This is a genomic window from Streptosporangium sp. NPDC002607, assembly GCF_053592655.1.
Map to the genome: position 1 here is coordinate 1 of NZ_JBSFWD010000007.1, position 18,494 is coordinate 18,494.

General features: G+C 71.3%; 18 protein-coding genes and 1 pseudogene. 9 read left to right on the plus strand and 10 right to left on the minus strand.

Features of this window, described 5'->3' with window-relative positions:
- Positions 1-330 precede the first annotated feature (330 nt).
- Both ACWD3H_RS10080 and ACWD3H_RS10085 read left to right on the plus strand, forming a co-directional pair.
- Positions 331-1,530 carry a PucR family transcriptional regulator gene (locus ACWD3H_RS10080; protein ID WP_451954685.1) on the plus strand — a complete coding sequence of 400 codons (1,200 nt, stop codon included), beginning with the start codon at positions 331-333 and terminating at the stop codon, positions 1,528-1,530.
- Between the two features lie 342 nt (positions 1,531-1,872).
- The gene (locus ACWD3H_RS10085; protein ID WP_451954686.1) at positions 1,873-3,018 is read left to right on the plus strand and encodes an AI-2E family transporter; all 1,146 of its coding nucleotides are present in this window, start codon (positions 1,873-1,875) and stop codon (positions 3,016-3,018) included.
- A 32-nt stretch (positions 3,019-3,050) separates the two neighbouring features.
- On the opposite strand, the gene ACWD3H_RS10090 is transcribed toward ACWD3H_RS10085, so the two are convergent.
- Together ACWD3H_RS10090 and ACWD3H_RS10095 are read right to left on the minus strand one after the other, a co-directional pair.
- The gene (locus ACWD3H_RS10090) at positions 3,051-3,197 is read right to left on the minus strand and encodes a hypothetical protein (protein ID WP_451954687.1); all 147 of its coding nucleotides are present in this window, start codon (positions 3,195-3,197) and stop codon (positions 3,051-3,053) included.
- 87 nt (positions 3,198-3,284) lie between these two features.
- The gene (locus tag ACWD3H_RS10095; protein ID WP_350915044.1) at positions 3,285-4,073 is read right to left on the minus strand and encodes a TetR/AcrR family transcriptional regulator; all 789 of its coding nucleotides are present in this window, start codon (positions 4,071-4,073) and stop codon (positions 3,285-3,287) included.
- 132 nt (positions 4,074-4,205) lie between these two features.
- On the opposite strand from ACWD3H_RS10095, the gene ACWD3H_RS10100 reads away from it, so the two are divergent.
- From ACWD3H_RS10100 to ACWD3H_RS10115, 4 genes are all read left to right on the plus strand, one after another.
- The gene (locus tag ACWD3H_RS10100; protein WP_451954688.1) at positions 4,206-5,192 is read left to right on the plus strand and encodes an ATP-binding cassette domain-containing protein; all 987 of its coding nucleotides are present in this window, start codon (positions 4,206-4,208) and stop codon (positions 5,190-5,192) included.
- Positions 5,193-5,343: 151 nt separating this feature from the next.
- Entirely contained in the window at positions 5,344-6,174 is an 831-nt protein-coding gene (locus ACWD3H_RS10105) for an ABC transporter permease (protein WP_451954689.1), read from the plus strand.
- A gap of 178 nt (positions 6,175-6,352) precedes the next feature.
- Positions 6,353-6,625 carry a hypothetical protein gene (locus tag ACWD3H_RS10110; protein WP_355555407.1) on the plus strand — a complete coding sequence of 91 codons (273 nt, stop codon included), beginning with the start codon at positions 6,353-6,355 and terminating at the stop codon, positions 6,623-6,625.
- 116 nt (positions 6,626-6,741) lie between these two features.
- Entirely contained in the window at positions 6,742-7,689 is a 948-nt protein-coding gene (locus ACWD3H_RS10115) for a TolB-like translocation protein (protein WP_355555405.1), read from the plus strand.
- 142 nt (positions 7,690-7,831) lie between these two features.
- Here the strand turns inward: ACWD3H_RS10115 and ACWD3H_RS10120 are convergent, their stop codons facing one another.
- On the minus strand, positions 7,832-8,152 hold the full coding sequence (locus ACWD3H_RS10120) for a GroES family chaperonin (protein WP_343964067.1): 321 nt from the start codon (positions 8,150-8,152) through the stop codon (positions 7,832-7,834).
- Between the two features lie 119 nt (positions 8,153-8,271).
- On the opposite strand from ACWD3H_RS10120, the gene ACWD3H_RS10125 reads away from it, so the two are divergent.
- Positions 8,272-9,897 (plus strand): DUF885 domain-containing protein, encoded by a 1,626-nt coding sequence (locus tag ACWD3H_RS10125; protein ID WP_451954690.1) that lies wholly within the window; start codon positions 8,272-8,274, stop codon positions 9,895-9,897.
- An 81-nt stretch (positions 9,898-9,978) separates the two neighbouring features.
- Here the strand turns inward: ACWD3H_RS10125 and ACWD3H_RS10130 are convergent, their stop codons facing one another.
- Both ACWD3H_RS10130 and ACWD3H_RS10135 read right to left on the minus strand, forming a co-directional pair.
- The gene (locus ACWD3H_RS10130) at positions 9,979-10,332 is read right to left on the minus strand and encodes an FCD domain-containing protein (protein WP_451954859.1); all 354 of its coding nucleotides are present in this window, start codon (positions 10,330-10,332) and stop codon (positions 9,979-9,981) included.
- Between the two features lie 12 nt (positions 10,333-10,344).
- Positions 10,345-10,593, minus strand: a pseudogene (locus ACWD3H_RS10135) (zinc ribbon domain-containing protein); the annotation flags it as partial.
- On the opposite strand from ACWD3H_RS10135, the gene ACWD3H_RS10140 reads away from it, so the two are divergent.
- Positions 10,516-10,767: a hypothetical protein gene (locus tag ACWD3H_RS10140; protein WP_451954691.1), complete on the plus strand. Its 252-nt coding sequence runs from the start codon at positions 10,516-10,518 to the stop codon at positions 10,765-10,767. The pseudogene ACWD3H_RS10135 and the gene ACWD3H_RS10140 sit on opposite strands and share 78 nt — an antisense overlap.
- A gap of 10 nt (positions 10,768-10,777) precedes the next feature.
- On the opposite strand, the gene ACWD3H_RS10145 is transcribed toward ACWD3H_RS10140, so the two are convergent.
- The 3 genes from ACWD3H_RS10145 to ACWD3H_RS10155 all read right to left on the minus strand — a co-directional run bounded on the left by ACWD3H_RS10145 (position 10,778) and on the right by ACWD3H_RS10155 (position 13,828).
- On the minus strand, positions 10,778-11,581 hold the full coding sequence (locus ACWD3H_RS10145; RefSeq protein WP_355616301.1) for an ABC transporter ATP-binding protein: 804 nt from the start codon (positions 11,579-11,581) through the stop codon (positions 10,778-10,780).
- Complete coding sequence (locus ACWD3H_RS10150; protein WP_451954692.1) at positions 11,578-12,645, minus strand: FecCD family ABC transporter permease; 1,068 nt, start codon at positions 12,643-12,645, stop codon at positions 11,578-11,580. The genes ACWD3H_RS10145 and ACWD3H_RS10150 overlap by 4 nt, the downstream gene beginning before the upstream one ends.
- Positions 12,646-12,751: 106 nt before the next feature.
- The gene (locus tag ACWD3H_RS10155; protein WP_451954693.1) at positions 12,752-13,828 is read right to left on the minus strand and encodes a FecCD family ABC transporter permease; all 1,077 of its coding nucleotides are present in this window, start codon (positions 13,826-13,828) and stop codon (positions 12,752-12,754) included.
- 117 nt (positions 13,829-13,945) lie between these two features.
- Between ACWD3H_RS10155 and ACWD3H_RS10160 the strand changes: the two genes are divergently transcribed.
- On the plus strand, positions 13,946-14,926 hold the full coding sequence (locus tag ACWD3H_RS10160) for an ABC transporter substrate-binding protein (RefSeq protein WP_451954694.1): 981 nt from the start codon (positions 13,946-13,948) through the stop codon (positions 14,924-14,926).
- 176 nt (positions 14,927-15,102) lie between these two features.
- On the opposite strand, the gene ACWD3H_RS10165 is transcribed toward ACWD3H_RS10160, so the two are convergent.
- Together ACWD3H_RS10165 and ACWD3H_RS10170 are read right to left on the minus strand one after the other, a co-directional pair.
- Positions 15,103-17,499, minus strand: coding sequence for a helicase-associated domain-containing protein (locus ACWD3H_RS10165; protein ID WP_451954695.1), 2,397 nt, complete (start codon positions 17,497-17,499; stop codon positions 15,103-15,105).
- 282 nt (positions 17,500-17,781) lie between these two features.
- Positions 17,782-18,213 (minus strand): ATP-binding protein, encoded by a 432-nt coding sequence (locus tag ACWD3H_RS10170; protein ID WP_350915019.1) that lies wholly within the window; start codon positions 18,211-18,213, stop codon positions 17,782-17,784.
- Positions 18,214-18,494: the final 281 nt, after the last annotated feature.

An 18,494-nucleotide genomic window follows, 5' to 3' on the forward strand; every position in this document is an offset into this window, starting at 1 on the left:
TTATCCGGCTCCTTCCCTCGTCGAGCGGGGCCGCTCGTTCCTCGCGACCCCGCTCTCCTCAGTCCAGTCGCCGGCGCGGCCTCACGGGTAGTCCCTCTAGGCAGAGAGCGTGGAACACGTCCCCAGGGCGGTTCTTGGGGCGGCTCGTCGGCTTGGTTCGAGGGGATGTGGCCAGGTGCTGGGGGGATGTGGGGGCAGCCTCACGGGAGGCGGTCGCGGGGGGTGATTTCTTGTTACGGGGGTGAGTGGGGGCGCCGGGGAAAATGTGCGCTCCGGTCAGAAGACGGTTTCCTGACATCGGAGTAGCGTCCGAGACCAGGAGGAGCCCCCGTGAGCCTTGCCCGTGTCGTCGAACAGCCGCAGGCGGACATCCCCCGGGAGTTCGCCGAGGCCCTCCGCCCCTATCTGGACGTCCTGGCCGAGGAGATGATCGGCGAGATCCGGGCCAGCGTGCCGGAGTACTCCCGGCAGAGCGGCGCCTACGCCCGTATCGTCAGGCACGCCGTCGAGGAGGCACTCGCCGGATTCGTGAACCGGGTCGGTGACCGGGGGGCGAGCCGGTCCCGGCTGCTGGAGGTCTTCCGCGCCGTCGGTAGCGGGGAGGCCGCGGAGGGGCGCCCCCTCGACTCACTCCAGTCCGCGCTGCGGATCTGCGCCAGGGTGGCGTGGCGACGGCTGGCCGAGGAGTCCGAGCGGCTCGACCTGTCCCGGCAGCGCATGTGCGACATCGGGGAGGCGATCCTGGTCTACCTCGACGAGATCGCCGCCGCGGCGGCCGACGGCTACTCCGAGGCCCAGGTCCGGGTGGCGGGCGAGCTCGAACTTCGGCGCCGCAGGCTGCTCGACCTGCTCGTCGCCCACCCGGCCGCCGACTCCCGCGCGGTGGCCGATCTGGCCAGGTCGGTGCGCTGGACCATGCCGCGCACCCTGGCCTGCGTCGCCCTGGCCGCCCGCGCCCAGGGCGATCTGCCCAGGCCGGGTCTCCCGCCCGACGTGCTCGTCGACCTCGACCGCTCCGACCCCTGCATGGTCGTGCCCGACCCCGAAGGCCCGGGGCGGCACGGCCTGCTGAACGCCATGGCGGCCGACTGGACCGTGGCCATCGGCCCCGCGGTCGCGGTGGGGGAGGCCGGTCTCTCGCTCAGGCTCGCCAGGGACGCGCTGGCCCTGGCCAGGCGCGGGGTGCTGGACGGCCGCCGGATCATCCGGGTGTCCGACCACCTCGCCACCCTGATGATCTTCCAGGACGAGTCGCTGATCCAGATCATGGGCCGGGCACGGCTGGAACCCCTGCTCGCCCTGCGCCCCGCCCAGCGCGACCGGCTGGCCGAGACCCTGCTGGCCTGGTTGCAGAGCGGCAACGCCACCGAGGTCGCGGCCAGGCTGCACATCCACCCGCAGACCGTCCGCTACCGCCTCCGCCAGGCCACCGAACTCTTCGCCGACCAGCTCGGCACCTCCGGCGACCGCTTCGAACTGGAGGTGGTCCTCCGCGCCCGCGCCGCCGGTCTCACCCCCGCGTCGAGCTGACCCGGCTTCACACTCACCCGGCACCCGGGGCGGATGCCCCGTCCTTCAGGACTTCGCCGCCCGATTCGGCGTCTCTCCTTACGATGATCGTTCTCAGCTGCAGGGTGCCTGGGATGAGGAGGGTGTGATGTCGGCGCGGTCGCGTCCGTGGCCTGAGATCCCGGAGAATGACGGCGTGGATGCCCCCTCTGCCGGACTTCCGTGAGAAACGGACATATAACTCCTTTTACTATGAAGCAGGGCGCCGCTTCAACAGGGCAGCACAGCGCCAAACCAACATGAATTAGCCCGAATCCTGCGCGTCGACGCGGGCCCGATCATGAGGATGCATAAGGTGATCACATGCCTGCCACGCTGAGTGCCACGAAGACCCGGGCCGCGCTGCGCTCCTCGGCGCGCATCTCCGCGGAGATGCTGCTGGTCCTGCTGATGAGCGCGGTGACCCTGTGGGTCGTGGGCCAAATGTGGTCCGTGGTCTGGCCGCTCATGGTCGCCCTGCTGCTCACCACGCTGACCTGGCCGGTAACCCGTCTCCTGCGCCGGTACGGCTGGCCTCCCGCTCTGGCCGCGTCGGCCGTGACCCTGCTGTTCCTCCTGGTCGCCGCGGGCATCGTGGTCCTGATCGTCGTGCCCGTCGTGTCACAGTCCGGAGAGCTGGCCACCGGCGTGGTCAACGGCATCAAGCAGGTGCGCGAATGGGCCGCCGGGCCGCCGCTGAACATCGGCAACGACCAGGTCACCAGCGTGCTCGACACCGCGATCGCCCGTATCCAGGACAGCGTCGGCGGCATCGTCACCGCCACCGTGACCGGGGTGGGCACCGTCGTCAACGGCCTGGTCACCACCGTCCTCGCGCTCTTCCTGATGTTCTTCTTCCTCAAGGACGGCCCGCGCTTCCTGCCGTGGCTGACCCGTCAGCTCCCCGGCCGCCTCGCCGTGGACGTGCCGGCCGTGGCCGAACGCGGCTGGGACACCCTCGGCGCGTTCGTCCGCTCCCAGGCGTTCGTCGGCCTGCTCGATGCCGTCTTCATCGGCCTCGGCCTGTGGATCGTGGGCGTGCCGCTGGTGCTCCCACTGGCGGTCCTGACCTTCGTGACGGCGTTCATCCCCATCGTCGGCGCCCTGTTCGCCGGCCTCGTCGCCGTGCTCATCACGCTGGTGTCGAACGGCCCGACGGACGCGCTGATCGTGCTGGCCATCATCGTCGCGGTCCAGCAGTTGGAGGGCAACGTGCTCCAGCCGATGGTGCAGAGCCACGGCCTGGGCCTGCACGCGGCGGTGGTCCTGCTCGCGGTGACGCTGGGCGGCAGCCTGGCCGGCATCGTGGGCAGCCTGCTCGCCGTACCGGTCGCCGCCCTGATCGCCGTGGTCTGGAACTACGTGCGCGAGCAGCTCAGCGACCCGCCCCGGGAGCTCGAAGCCGCCGCAGCCGTACCGGCGCCGGAGCCCGAAACCGCCGCGGCCGTACCGGCGGAGGAGCCCACCTGATTCACCAGGGCCGTCTCACTCCCTCGCGTCCGTCACAGCGTGACCATGCGCCTGCCGATCCTCTCGGTCAACGCATCGCGGTCACTCGCCGGCGCCACGAGATCCGGTACATCCGCCCGCGGGCCGTCCGCCACCGCCTCCGCCAGGCCGTCGGACTCCTCGCCGACCAGGCTCGGCACCTCCGGTGACCGCTTCGAACCGGAGGTGGTCCTCCGCGCCCGCGCCGCCGGTCTCACCCCCGGCCGCGGGCTGACCCGGCTTCCCGTTCAGCGGTCCTGTCTCCCGTTCGCCGGGTTCCGGCTCGCGATCAGGTCGGCGACGCCGTCCAGGATGCGGTCCAGGCCGAAGGCCAGGGCGTGTGCGGGGTCGGAGATCGCATGATGGGCCTGGCCCGCGGCCTGGCCGACGCGGGAGGCGACCGGGAAGCGGGTGTCGTCCATGATCTTGTCGAGCAGCGGGGCGTTGGACAGCCACCACTCGACGTCGGTCATCCCGCTCTCCTGCTGGACCCGTGCCTGGTTGGCCGCGGCCCTGGCGGTGCTCTGCACGTGGCTGAGGACCAGGGCCAGCACGGAGTCCATCTCGACGTCCGTCAGGCCGACGCCGTCCAGCGGGCGTAGCTCGGCCTCGTACTTGAGCGACGCGTTCGGCCCCAGCGTGGAGCGGGCGTCGATGACCTGCAGCAGCCACGGGTTGCGCCGGTAAAGATCCCAGTTGCGGGCGGCGACGAACTCCATCGCGCCCCGCCAGCCGCCTGTCTGCCGGGACGGGGCGTCCACGTCGGCGTACAGCTCCCCGTACGCGGTGTCGACCATGAGGTCGGTCAGCTCGCCCTTGCCGGGGACGTGGGTGTAGAGGGACATGGTCCCGACCCCCAGCCGCTCGGCGACCTGGCGCATCGAGACCGCTTCGAGCCCCTCGGCGTTGGCCAGCTCGATGGCCGCCAGGACGATCGAGCGCACGGTCAGCCCGGAGCGCCCCGGCCTGCTGTGCGAGCCCCACAGGAGCGCCAGGCTGCGTGCCGGGTCGGCGTCGGAAGCTTTCTTCGCACTCACGGGAACCGTCTCCAGATTTTCGTCGTTGGGACCACCGTAGCTGAGTCGTACGATGTACGGTACGGTCTACGCCACGGAGGCGCGACGGCGCCGGGTGGGAAGACAGGCGAAACAGGGGTGAAGCAGGTGGCTGTGAGAGCGACGGAGTTCGCGATCGCCGCGCACGACGTGCGCAAGAACTACGCGGGTGCCGCCGAGGGGACGGGTCTCAACGGGTTCGACCTGGAGGTGGCGGCCGGCACGGTCTGCGGCCTGCTCGGACCCAACGGCGCGGGCAAGACCACGGCGATCAGGATCCTGTCCACGCTGCTGCGCCCGGACTCGGGCCGGGCGAGCGTCGCGGGGTTCGACGTCCGCACGCAGGCGCGGCAGGTACGCGAGCGGATCGGGCTGGTCGGCCAGTACGCGGCGGTCGACGAGATCCTCAGCGGGCGGCAGAACCTGGTGATGTTCGGCAGGCTGAACCACCTGTCGGCGGCCGGGGCGCGGAGGCGGGCCGGCGAGCTGCTGGAGCGCTTCTCGCTGGCGGACGCCGGGGCCAAGCCGGTCGGCGAGTACTCCGGCGGCATGCGCAGGCGGCTCGACCTGGCGGCGAGCCTCATCGTCGCACCCCGGGTGCTCTTCGTGGACGAGCCCACCACCGGCCTCGACCCGGCCGCCCGCCAGGAGGTGTGGTCGGCCATCCGCGACCTGGTCGGCTCCGGCACGACCGTGCTGCTCACCACCCAGTATCTGGAGGAGGCGGACCGGCTGGCCGACCGGATCACCATGCTCGGGGCGGGCCGGGTCGTCACCGAGGGCACTCCCGAGGAGCTGAAGTCGGCCATCGGCGGCGACTGGCTCGATCTCGTCCTCGCCGATCCGGCGGACGTGGCCAGGGCGGAGGCGCTCGCGGCGCGGGTCGCCTCCGGCGGGATCCTGGTGGACGCCGAGTCGCGCCGGGTCAGCATCCCGGTCGCCGAGCGCACCCGGGCGCTCGTCACCATGGCCACCGCGCTCGGCGACGCCGGGATCGAGCCGGTCGACGTCACGCTGCGCCGCCCCACGCTCGACGAGGTCTTCCTGCACCTGACGGGCGGTGCCGAGAACACGGCCGCCCGTACCGGGGCGTCCGCGTGAACGCCGCGACCGGGCTCTCCGGCCGGGGGTCCGTATGGGCACCTCCGGCATGGACATCGCCGCCGTGCGCCCTGGTGCGGGCGGTCACCGTCTCCGACAGGGGCGCCCCGGTGAGTACGACGATCCCAACCCCCGATACGGAGGCATCCGCGTGAGTACGACGACCTCGACCCTGCCCACCCCCTCCCCGCTCTCCAGGTTCGGCTGGGCGCTGGCCGACTCCTGGACCATCACCCTGCGCGACCTGGGCCACTGGGCCCGCCGCCCGGGAACGGTCGCCGTCGGATGGCTCTTCCCGGTCATGATGGTGCTGATGTTCGGCGGCCTGTTCGGCGGCGCCATCGGCGTCCCCGGCGGGGGCGGCTACTTCGAATTCCTGATCCCCGGCATGTTCGCGATGACCATGCTCTTCGGCCTGGAGAGCACGATGATGGCGGTCACCACCGACGCGGCCAAGGGGGTGACCGACAGGTTCCGCTCGATGCCGATGAGCGCCTCGGCGGTCGTCATGGGCCGCGGGATCGCCGACATGCTCAACTCGGTGGTCGGGCTGGCCGTCATGATCGGGGCCGGGCTGCTGCTCGGCTGGCGTGCCGAGGGCGGCCTGCCCGAGGCGCTGGCCGCGGTGGGCCTGCTCCTGCTGCTGCGCTTCGCCCTGCTCTGGGTGGGGATCTACATCGGCCTCGTATCGGGAGGGCCGGAGGTGGTGACGTCGGTGCAGATCCTGGTCTGGCCGGTCGGCTTCCTGTCCAGTGTGTTCGTCGATCCCGCCACCATGCCCGGCTGGCTCGGTGCGATCGCGCAGTGGAACCCGATCTCGGCCACCGCCACGGCCACCAGGAGGCTCTTCGACAACCCCGGCTGGGCGGGAGAGTCGTGGATCGTGCAGAACGCCACCCTCATGGCGGTCCTCTGGCCGCTGCTGCTGATCGCAGTCTTCCTGCCGTTGTCGGCGCACAGGTTCCGCCGGCTCGGCGGCTGACGGAGCCGGCCTCCCGGCCGTCGGCTCTTTGGGCGGGCGGGGAAGTCCTGTTTCCCGATGGATCACAACGTTTGCCGCCACGAGAAGATGCTCCGCGTTTTACATCGCCGCTCCGTGTTTTACATCGCGGTGACGGAATCCGTCGGGGCCTGTAACTGACCGTAGTGAATCTGGGGGCATGAGTGAGACGGAACGGGAACGATCCGCCTCGGGGTGGACGCTCAACAGGGAACTGCTCAACGTCGGCGCGATCATCGTCGCCGCCGGTATAGCCCATCTCGTCATGGGCCTGATCGGACATGAGAAGTACGGGCCGTTCATGCTCCTGCTGCTCGGCGGGGTGCTCGTCGCGGCGGCGCTCGGTCACCGGTTCTACGAACACCGGCGCCATCGCCTCCCCGTGGTCAGGGAGTGTCTGAGGTGCGGGGCCGCGTCGGGTGAGGGGGCATGACGCGGCATGGCCCGAGGGGAGGGCGACCCTTCACCACCGCCGGCCTCTCTTACACCTGTTCTAACCGATTCGGTCTAGATCGGGATCTTGAGAGCTTTCCGGCTTAGGATTCCGGCGTGTCCGTGACTCCTGGGATTTACCGGTTCCTCGGCTGCCTTGTCGTTCTGGCCTCGGCGATCGTGCCGCTCCCCGCGCACGCCGCGGCCGCGCCCATCGATACCGTGCTGCCCGGCACCAGGGTCACCGTACGGGAGGACGCCACGGACCCGCTCAGGGTGACCTCGTACTCCTCCGGAAAGATGACCTACCTGCGCAGGGGTGACGGGTTCACCCGGCAGGCCGCCTACCAGGAGATCACGGTCGCGCCGAAGGGGGGCAGCGCGCTGGCGGTGCCCACCTCCTACAAGAGCGGCTACGACTCGGTCGTCCTGCTCGACCTGGCGACCTCCAAGGGCACCAGGATCCGTACGGTGCGGAAGCCGCTCGTCGCGCACTACGTGCACTGGAGCCGCGACGGCGGCAAGGCGGTGCTGACCACCGAGCGAAAGAGCGGCTCGGCGTGGGTGACCTCCGGGTTCGTGGTCGTCGACGTGTCCGCGAAGAGCGCCAAGACGGTGACCGTGGCCGATGTCGACAAGGCCGCGCGGTTCCGCTGGAGCTCCGACGGCACCGAGGTGGTGGCCGAGTACCAGGGCGGTGCCCGCTTCTACGGGCAGGACGGCACGATCCGCCGCACCCTGGCCAAGACCGGCAGGCCCGCCGGTGGTGAGGACGCCTTCACCCCCTCGGGCAAGGGCCTGATGACCTGGTGCCCGTCCAGCTACACCGAGCACGTCTGTGTCTGGGATCGCACCTCGGGCAGGCTCGCGGCCAAGGTGCCCGGCATCCGGCCGAAGGCCCTGTGGGGATGGTGGGACGAGAAGCACTTCATCGCGGTCATCCCCTCCGGGAACCACTACCAGGTGGTCCTGTCGACCCTCAAGGGCAAGACCACGCGGGTGCTGGCCGCCTTCTCCGCCGAGGATTGGAACAACAAGCTCTATCTCGGATACACCCGGAAATGACCGGCGCGGCCCGAGGGCGGGCCGGTGATCGGGCGTCCTGCGCCAGGAGGCGATCCGCGCGGTAGGGACGTCTCATGGGCCTTCGGGGTGGCGCGGCGGAGACCGGGCGGTGGTGACGTCCCCCCGTGGAGCTCAGTGGAGCTCAGAGGTAGAGGCCGGTGCCGTTGTCGGTCTGCGGGGTGGCGATGGCGTGCAGGTCGCGCTCGCGCATGACCAGATAGATCTGGCCGTGGACCTCGACCTCGTACTGGTCCTCGGGGTTGAACAGGACCTTGTCGCCGACCTTGACCGCCCGGACGTTCTGGCCCGCGCCGCAGACCTCACCCCAGACGAGGCGGTTGGCCATCTTCACCGTCGCCGGGATGACGATGCCAGCCGTGCTGCGCCGTTCCTCTGACTCCTGCTCGACCTTGACCATGACGCGGTCGTGGAGCATCTGGATCTCGAACTTCGGGTCACCCACGTCATGAAGTTTATGGGAACGGCGGAGCCGCGCCTGCTTGTCCGCGGACTCGGAGGCGGCGAAAGCCGGCCGGTGACCACATCGGTGGTGAAATCGCCTGCGAAGTAGGATCTCGCGGTATGACGTCCCCCCAGCTGGTAAGCGAATTTCTCGACTGGTACCTGGCGGAGAATCCCATCTATGCCGCCCTCGCGGGCGCGCCGGGGTACGACAGGACCCTCGGTGACTTCACCGAGGCCGGCATCCTGGCCAGGGAGCGGGAGTCGCGCCGCCGACTGGAACGACTCCAGGGGGCCCAGGACGCCGGGGACGCCGGGGACGCCGGGGACTTCGAGGACGAGATCGACCGGGAACTCGTCATGTCCACGCTGCGCGGCGGGATCGCGTACGAGTCGTGGCCGCTCTGGCGGCGTGACCCGGCCGCCTACGTGGGCCCGATCTTCTCCTCGATGTTCAGCCCGTTCCTGCAGCGGCTCTCCGGTGAGGCCGAGCTGGTGGACGCGGCCGTCGCGCGGCTGGCCGAGGTGCCGGACGTCCTCGCCGCCTGCCGGGCCAACCTCGACCCCGCGCTGGCGGCCCCGCTGCTGGTCGAGCGGGGGCTGGGCCAGGCGCGGACCGCTCGCCGCTTCCTCACCGGGACGGTCCCCGGCCAGGTGTCCGACGAGGCGCTGCGGGCCCGGCTGGCCGCGGCGGCCGAGCCCGCGGCGACGGCCTTCGACGAGCTGGTGGAGTTCCTCGAAGGGTTCCGGGCGGAGGGCACCTGGCGGATGGGGGAGGAGCTCTACTCCACGCTGCTGCGCGAGCGGGAGATGCTCGGCTACGGCGCCGACGAGCTGCTCAGGCGGGGACAGGCCGCCTACGACGAGCTGGACGCGCGGATGCGCGAGGTCGCCGCCCGGCTGGACGGTGGCTCGGGCGACTGGCACGCGGTCATCACCGGGCTTCAGGACGACCACGCGCCGACGCTGGAGGACATGCGGGCCGAGTACGAGGCCGAGACGGAGCGGGCCAGGAGGTTCGTCCGCGAGCGCGGCCTGGTGACCTTCGCCGAGGGCGAGGAGTGCCTGGTCGTCCCGTCGCCCGAGTTCCAGCGGCCCATTCTCGCGGTCGCCTCCTACATGCCGCCGCCGCCCCTGTCGACCTCCAGGATCGGGCACTTCTTCGTGCCCTTCACCCCGTCCTCCTTCACCGAGGAGCAGGTCCGCCAGCGGCTGCGCACCAACGCCAGGGCACAGATGCCCTCCATCGCCGTCCACGAGGCGTACCCCGGTCACCACTGGCACCTGTCCTGGATGGCGGGCAACCCACGCCGGGCCCGCAGGCTGTTCCGCACCCCGTACTTCGCCGAGGGCTGGGGCCTGTACGTCGAGAAGCTCATGCACGAGCAGGGCTACTTCACCACTCCGGCCCAGGAGCTCGCCCACCTGGACTTCCGGCTCTTCCGGGCGGCCCGCATCGTCGTGGACACCTCGCTGCACTGCGGTGACATGACGATCGAGCAGGCCGAGGAGTTCATGACCACGAGGTCCTCGCTCACCCCCGGCACGGCCAAGGGGGAGGTCAACCGCTACTGCGCGTGGCCCACCCAGGCGCCCTCCTACCTGACGGGGGCACTGGAGATCGACCGCATCCGCGACGACTACCTGGCCGCGGGCCGCGGTGACCTGCGCACCTTCCACGACACGCTGGCGGGTTCCGGCGGTCTCCCGCTGGGCCTGGCCCGCCGGGTCGCGCTGGAGGGCTGACGAACCCGGCCCCCGCGCTCCACGGGCCGGGTTCCGTCGTCCGCGGCGCCCGGCCCTTCTCCCGAGCCAGGAGGGAGCCGTTCAGGCCGGTGGGTGCAGGGTGGCGTAGGCGAAGTCGACCAGATAGTCGTTGAGCCTGGTCGAGGCGTTCACCGCCTCGGTCTCGTCGCCGTGGCAGATGGCGCGGAGGATGTCGCCGTGCAGCCGTGACGCCGTGCGCAGTTCCTCGGCGGAATCCTTCAGGTGCGCGAACCAGAACCTGCGGGAGAGCCCCTGGAGGGGCGCCATGGCCACCGAGATGTACTCGTTGTGAGCGGCGGCGACGATCAGGTCGTGGGTGCGCTTGAGGATCGTCGCGAAGGAGCGTACGTCCGGCGCGCAGTCTGTCAGCTTCTCGGCCGTAAACGACCGAGCTTGCAGCTCCTCGCCGTCGATGGGTTCGACGGTTCAGGCCGCGTCGTCGGCAGCGTGACTCACTGCCCAGCCCGCCACACCGCGCGAGGCGATGTTGCGGGCCGCGTTGACGTCGGCGTGCTCAGCGAAGCCGCACGACGTGCAGGAGAAGGTTGCCTGGTCGGGCCGGTTCTTCTTGTCCACGTGCCCGCAGGCCGAGCAGGCTTGCGAGGTGTAGGCCGGGTCCACGTACACCACGGCGACACCGGCACGGGCCGCCTTGTAGGCGATGAACCGGCCGAGATCGCCACCGCGCTGCTGGCCTGGACCGGCCGCTGGTGGGCCGTCGCGGTCTACCTGGCGGTGCTGACCACCATCACCCTCATCGCCCTCGCCTTCGGACCGGAGACGCGCGGGCAGGACATCGTCACGGTGTCGGCCGCCGAGAACGAGCCCGCGGGGCGGGTCACGGGCTGACCCTCCTGACCTAGCCTCGCCCCAGCGGTGCGGGAGCGCGGCGGCGGGTCTCGGGGACGATCAGCGGGGTGCCGCTCTGCGGGTCCTCGATGATCTCGCAGCGTAGCTCGAAGACCTCCCTTACCAGGTCGGCCGTGACGATCGTGGAGGGGTCGCCCTCGGCGACGATCCGGCCGTCGCGCATCACGATCAGGTGGGTGGCGTAGCGGCAGGCCTGATTCAGGTCGTGCAGCACGGCGACCAGGGTCCTGCCCTGCTCGTGCAGGTCGGCGCAGAGGTCGAGCACCTCGATCTGGTGGGCGATGTCCAGGAAGGTGGTCGGCTCGTCGAGCAACAGGATCGGGGTCTCCTGGGCCAGCGCCATGGCCAGCCAGACGCGCTGGCGCTGGCCGCCGGAGAGTTCGTCCACGCAGCGGTCGGCCAGCTCGGTCACGTCCGTCGACTCCATGGCCGCCGCCACCGCGGCCTCGTCCTCGCGGGACCACTGGCGCATCATCCGCTGGTGCGGGTAGCGGCCCCGGCCCACCAGGTCGGCGACCGTGATGCCGTCGGGCACGATCGAGCTCTGCGGCAGCAGGCCCAGCCTGCGCGCCACCTCCTTGGACGGCAGCGAGGTGATCACGGATCCGTCCAGGTGGACCGCCCCCGCGCGGGGCTTGAGCATCCGGGCCAGGGCGCGCAGCATCGTGGACTTGCCGCACGCGTTGGGGCCGATGATCACGGTGAACGACCCGTCGGGGATCGTGACGTCCAGGTCCCTGGCCACCACGCGCTTGTCGTAGGAGAGGGTCAGGCCGGTGCCGTACAGTCTCAACGTCGTTCCCTCCGCAGGAGAAACACCAGGTATACGCCGCCGATCGCGGCGGTCATGATTCCCACCGGCAGCTGGACCGGCGCGAAGAGGCGCTGCGCGGCCAGGTCGGCGCAGACCAGCAGGGTGGCGCCGGTCAGCGCCGAGGTGACCAGGGTGACGCCGGGGGAACGGCTGATCCGCCGGGCCAGCTGGGGAGCGGCCATCGCCACGAAGATCACGGGTCCGGTGGCGGCGGTGGCGACACCGCACAGCAGCACGCCGACGGCGATCGCCGCCGCGCGCACCGGCTCGACGCGGATGCCCATGGCCCTGGCCGCGTCGTCGCCCATCTCCATCATCCGCAGCGGGCGTGACAGCCAGGCGCAGGCGGGCAGGAGCACGGCCACCGCGCACGCGACCGGGATCGCGTGCTCCCAGCCGCGTCCGCCGAGGCTGCCGGTGATCCAGGCCCCGGCGGTGGCCGCGTCGCCGATGTCGGCGCGGGTCAGCATGTACCAGTCGGCGGAGACCAGCAGTGCGTTGACCCCGATGCCGACCAGGATCAGCCGGTAGCCCTGCACTCCGCGCTGGAAGGCCAGGGCGTACACGATCAGCGCGCTGGCGACGCACCCGGCGAGCGAGGCCCCCGCGATCTGCCAGGCGCCGCCGCCCAGCACCACGGCGGCGATGCCCCCGGTGGCCGCCCCCGAGGTGAGGCCGACGAAGTCGGGGCTGCCGAGCGGGTTGCGGGTGAGGCTCTGGAAGATCGCCCCGCTCAGCCCGAACGCGGCACCGACCAGCAGGCCGGTCACGATCCGCGGTGCCCGCAGGCGGTTCACGATGAGCTCGGCGACCGGCGGCCCCTCACCGAACAGAGCGGCCACGATGTCGCGGATGGGGACCGTGAACTCGCCGACGGACAGCGCGACCAGGCTGACGGCCAGGCCGAGTACGGCGATGGCGGTGCCGGTGACGAGGCCGCGCGGGGAGAGCCGCAGAGACCAGGAACGCAGGCGCAGGGCGGTCAGCAGGGGCCCGGTGGGGCGGGCACTCTTCCCGGCGGTGGCCGGCGGTGGAGCGATCACGAGAGGTCCGTGCGGCGGGCCTCTAAGGCTCGTGCCGGGAGGGTGTTCTTCTTCATACATGGGTTCGTGCGGCGGGCCTCTGAGGCCTGTGCCGGGAGGGTGTTCTTCATAGGGCGGCGAGCCTCCGGCGGCGGGCGAGCAGGATGAACACCGGGGCGCCGACGAACGCGCACATGATGCCCACCTGCACCTCGGCGGGGGCGGCGACCACCCGGCCGAGGATGTCGGAGCCGAGCAGCACCACGGGGGCGAGCACGACGGTGTACGGCAGGACCCAGCGCTGGTCGGGTCCGGTGAAGGCGCGCACCGCGTGCGGCACGGCCAGGCCCACGAACCACAACGGCCCGGCGGCGGCGGTGGCGGCCCCGCACAGCAGGGTGACCGTGAGCGCGGTCAGCCCGCGGGTGCGGGCCATGTTCACGCCCAGCGCGCGTCCCGCCTCGTCGCCCAGTGCCATGGCGTTGAGCGGCCTGGCCAGCAGCAGCCCGAGCACCAGGCTGGCCGCGAGGAACGGAGCGAGCCGGGCCGCCACGTCGGCGCTGATCCCGGCCAGCGACCCGGTGAGCCAGAACCGCATCCGGTCGAAGGTCACCGTGTCGGCCCGCAGGATCGCCGAGGCCGCGGCGTTGAACACCATGCCCAGCGCGACACCGGCGAGCGTGAGCCGTACCGGGCCGCCACCCGAGCGTCCGGCGGAGCCGAGCGCGTAGGCCAGCGTCGCGGCGGCGGCCGCACCGGCGAACGCGAACCAGACGTAGGCGGTGGGGTCGCTCAGGCCCAGCAGCCCGATGGCGACCGTCACGCCGAGGGCCGCGCCCTGGTTGACGCCCAGTAGCCCGGGATCGGCGAGCGGGTTGCGGGTGAGGCTCTGCATCAGCGCGCCGGCCAGGCCGAGTGCCGCGCCCACGCCGATACCGATCAGCGTCCGCGGTACGCGCAGGTCCCTGATGACCGTGTGATCGGTGGACCCGTCGGGTGCGAGCAGCGCGTCCAGCACCGTGGAGAGCGGGACCGAGCGCGATCCCACCGCGATACTGACCAGCGCCAGCAGCACCAGTATCGCCAGCGCGGCCGGCAGTCCGGCCGCCAGCGCGGCCGCACGCCGTTTCGCCGACGGCGGTGGCGTGCCGTCCGGTTCCCCGGCCGTCTCGGACGCGGCCGTGGCCACACCGGCCCTGCTCACCGAGCCCCTCCCTGTTGGTATAGCTAAGGTAAGGCTAATCTAATGAAATAGCCATTTAGGTAAGCCTATCCTTTGGAGAGTGAAATGTCCCTACCTGTCCTTCCGCGGCGGGGATTCATGGCTGCCGGCCTCGTGTTCGCCCTGGCCGCGTGCGGGAGCGGCACCGAGACGGCACCCGCGGCCGGTGGCTCTCCGGCTGCCTCCTCGTCGGCGGCGGGTCCGTGGGCCTTCACCGACGACCGCGGAAAGAAGATCGAGCGGCCCGAGCGCCCTGCCCGCGTCGTCGCCCAGGTCGGCGCCGCCGCCGCGCTCTGGGACTTCGGGGTCCGCCCGGTCGCGGTCTTCGGTCCGCACAAGCTCAAGGACGGGACCAGGGACCCCCAGGTCGGCAACGTCGACATCACCAAGGTCGAGTCCATCGGCAACGTGTGGGACGAGTTCAACATCGAGAAGTACATCTCGCTCCAGCCCGACCTGCTGGTCAGCGGCATGTACACCGGAGACACCCTCTGGTACGTGCCGGAGAAGTCCACCTCCACCATCGAGCAGGTAGCGCCCACCCTCGGCGTCCGCCTGGTCGGCAGGTCGCTGCCCGAGATCATCGGGAAGTACGGCGAGGTGGCCGCCGCCCTCGGCGCGGACCTCAACGCCTCCGAGGTGACCGCGGCCAAGGCGAGGTTCGACGCCGCGGCCAAGGCGCTCGTCACCCCCGGGACCAGGAACCTGAGGATCCTGATCATGTCGGGCAGTCCGGAGACGATGTGGGTGGTCAATCCCGATGACCACGCGGACGTGCGCTACTTCAAGGAACTGGGCCTGGACGTCGTGGTGCCGGGCAAGGTCGACGAGGCGGGCTTCTGGGAGACGCTGAGCTGGGAGAACGCCGACACCTACGAGTCGGACGTGATCCTGGTGGACGCCCGCACCCAGTCGATGCGGGTCGACGAGATGAAGGGGAAGCCGACCTTCGCCAAGCTGCCCGCGGTCAAGGCCGGGCAGGTCTACGCCTGGCACGCCGAGGAGCGCTACAGCTACCAGGGCTACGCCGACGTGCTGGAGAAGCTCCTGGCCGACCTGGTCAAGGCCAAGAAGCTCTAGTCCGGTGACCGGGCACGTCCGCCAGGCTCGGTGGCTCGGGGTCTTCGACGGTGGCTTCGGCAAGACGACGACCGGAAACCCGGCCACCCTTCATGTTCACCGCATCAGCCGGACCGCGGTCGCGGATCCTGGAGGCACCGGTCCACGCGCTCGGCTCCACGGGGCGGCCGGTGGGGTCAGGCGTAGGCGCCGCGGACCTCGATGATGTCGGCCAGCGGGAACTCCAGATAGTCGCCCGCCTCCTCGCACCACGCGTCGAGCACGCCGCTGCGCAGCTCGCCGTGGCTGATGGTGGCGGTCAGGCCGTCGGTCAGTGTGATCGCCGCCCGCACGCCCCGATCGACGACGAAGCCGAGCAGCGACTGCTGGGCGGTCGGCAGGCGGGAGGCCATGCGGCCGATGACCGCCCACGTCCTGCCGCCGGACTGGGTGGCCTGGCCCTCGGCGACGAGCAGGCGCTGGGCGTGCTCGCGGGGGTCCGGCGGTGGCTCCATCAGCGGGTACGGGGGCTGTTCGAACTCGGCCACCCTGCCCCCGGGCAGCAGGATCAGCCGCCCGTTCCGCGGTTCCTCGACCCGGGCCCTGCGGATGGTGATCTCCCCGGTGTCCTCGATGGGCACCGGCGCGTAGCCGTTCTCCCGCAGCGCCGCCAGGGTCCTGTCGGCGGGCATCGCGCTGGCCAGCACGGTCGGGGCGAGCAGCCGCAGGCCCAGCCTGCCCAGCCGCCGGTGCCCGGCGATCTCGGCCAGCAGCACCGGGTCGGAGGCCTGCACGATGCAGGCGACGGTGGTCACCGTGACCTCGCCGTGCCGCCTGGCCACGTCGTGAATCAGGTACTCGAGGGGCTGCGGCACCCTGCCCACCTCAGCGAGGTCCGTCAGCAGACCCTCGGCGGTGTAGCCGGTGTCCATGGCCCGGCGCACGCTGGCCGGGGTGAACCGCCAGACCGAGGCCGCGCCGCGCGACTCGCGCTCGGCGGCCCGGTCGAGCAGCTCGGCGAGCTCGCCGGCGGGCGGGCCGGTCACCACCGCGGTGAGGTCGGCGCCGAAGAGCGCGCTCCGCCGCACGCTGGCCAGCGCCCTGGTGGAGCATTCGACCAGCACGGGGTCGTTCTCCACCAGGGGCGCGGAGTCGTCGATCTCGTCGCCGGGGAAGGCGTCCAGCCCGGCCATCGCGCGGCCGAGGTCGGTGATCGTGTCGAGGGCGACCAGCCCGAGCATCCGGGCCTCCTCCAGCACGGCGGGAGCGCACTCGGCCAGCAGCGACCGGTCCAGCAGCGGGGCGTGCCAGTACGCGGACTCGACCAGCCCGGCCAGGTCGACGCACGCGGTGCTGGCGGGCAGGCGGGCCAGCACGCCGAGCACCGCCCGCCGGGCGCGGGCGACCATGGCCCCGGCGGGATCGTCACCGAGCACCGTGCCGTACTTGCCGTCGACCTTCCGGAGCGACGAGCGCTCCATCCGCCACCACGCCGACAGCAGCACCCTGAGCCTGGCGGCCGCGTCGTCCAGCCGCCAGCGGTCGAACTTCTCGGTGGGCACCAGCCCTCCGGCGGAGTCGTCCCAGGCCAGCAGCCGGGCCACCGCGCAGACCTCCAGCAGCAGCCGGGTCTCGTCCTCGTCGCAGCCGGTGTCCTTGGCCACCCGCCGGACCTCGCGCACACCCACCCCGCCCGCCTTGAGCAGCGGTAGCGGGAACTTCGCGGTGTTCTCCAGCATGGCGGCGCAGCGCTCCACCACGTGTGGCGCGGCCAGGGTCATCAGGTGGTCGACGGCCTCGGGGTCGACGGGGAGCGTGGCGAGGTCGGGCGGGACGGGGGTGAAGGGCGGGTGGTAGTCGGGGCCGCGCAGCGCGAGCGCCACCTCACGGGGCATCTCGGCCACATTCCAGCTGGGGCGGAAGAGCAGCCCGTGATCGGCGGCCCACTTCTCGGGAGACCCCGGCACCACGAACTCGCCGCCGTCCACGTCGCGGACAGGACCGTCCCAGGCGAACTCCTCAAGCAGCCGCCCCGCGCCCTCGGGAGCCTTCTCCAGCAGCGCGGTCACCCGGTGGGGGTCGGAGAGGATCTCGGTGACCCTGGCGACCGTACGCCGCTTCGGGCCGTGCGGCAGGCCCAGGGTCCTGGCCAGCGCGCGCAGCGCGTCGGCGCTGACCGTCCAGGAGTTCAGGTAGTTGGGGAGCGGTTCACCGAGCCCGCAGGGGGCGGTCCACCACCGGGCGAGCCCCTCGGCCACCCGGATGCGGCCCTCACTGTCCGGCCACGCCAGGGCGTGGTCGAACAGCAGGTCGAGCCAGGGCGCCACCTCGGCCTCGGGCACGCCCATGAACCGGGCCACCGTCTCCGGCCCGGCCTGCTCGCCGAGGGTCAGTGCGGCCTGCGCCACCTCCAGGGAGGGCAGCGGCAGGCCGCGCATGACCTCCATCACCGCGAACCCGTTGCCCAGTCGCTGCGCCAGGGTGTCCAGGCGGCGCGGCCACGGCGGGGCGATGGCGTCCGGCCGGTTGGCCAGAACTCGGGCGAGCCGTTCTTCGTCGAGGGTTTTCAACCAGCCGAGCAGGTGATCGTCCATCTCGCAGCTCTCTCAGGAATCTCGCGCGGGGACTCTCCGTGAGCCATAAACATCCACGGTAATGCAGAGGGCATCTCTGACGGCATCTACCGCGCAGAATGCGACGCGTTATATGAGGTCTCCATCCGGTTCTAACCGGTCCCGGGGCCACCGGGAGGGAGGAGCGGCGGCCCCGGGACCGATCGGCGCCCTTGAGGGGAAGAGGCGGCGCCGTCCGGAAGAGGTCGGTGGAGGTGGTGAAGGAGCGGGGCGGGGAACGGCACGCGGCGGGCGTTCGTGGGTCTACGGGCGGTCGAGGGGGGCGGGATCCTCACGAAGGCCGGTCCGCAGGACGGCCCAGACAATCTTGCCGTACGGGGCCAGCGGTGCCCAGCCCCAGCGAAGGCTCAGTGACTCGACGATGTGCAGTCCGAGGCCGCCGATGTCGAGTGGCGAAGGATCGCGGAGCGCGGGGAAGCCGGCTCCCGGGTCGTTGAGCGTGCAGGTGACCAGATTGCCCCGCCGGATCAGGGAGAGCCGGATCGGCTCCCTGGCGCGCGACTCGGCGAGCCGGAGGCCGTGTCTGAGGGCGTTGGTCGCCAGTTCCGAGACGACCAGCTCCATGTTCTCGCCCAGCTCGCCGAGGTTCCAGCCGGTGAGGGTGCCCGTCGCGAAGCTGCGGGCGGAGTGGACGGACTCGGCGTGTGGCGGGAGCACGAAGGTGGCGCTGGCCATGACTGCCGGGGATCCGAGGAGAAGATCGCGCGCGGAGTCGGGCCACCAGCCTGCGGGGGGCCACCAGTCGAGCGCCGTCCATGACGTTGACGCTCGGGGGGGCGCGGTTTGGGCGGACTGCACAGCCGCAATCATGGTGCAAACTCCCGTGCAGGTGCAAGAGCGAATGCACGTGCATAAGGTGTGTGCAACCGCTACCGTTACCGGTGATTGGGTAATTTCGTACGAAAGGGGATCTTGATCGTGGCCAGGGATTCTTCGGCCGCGAAGTGACAGACTGT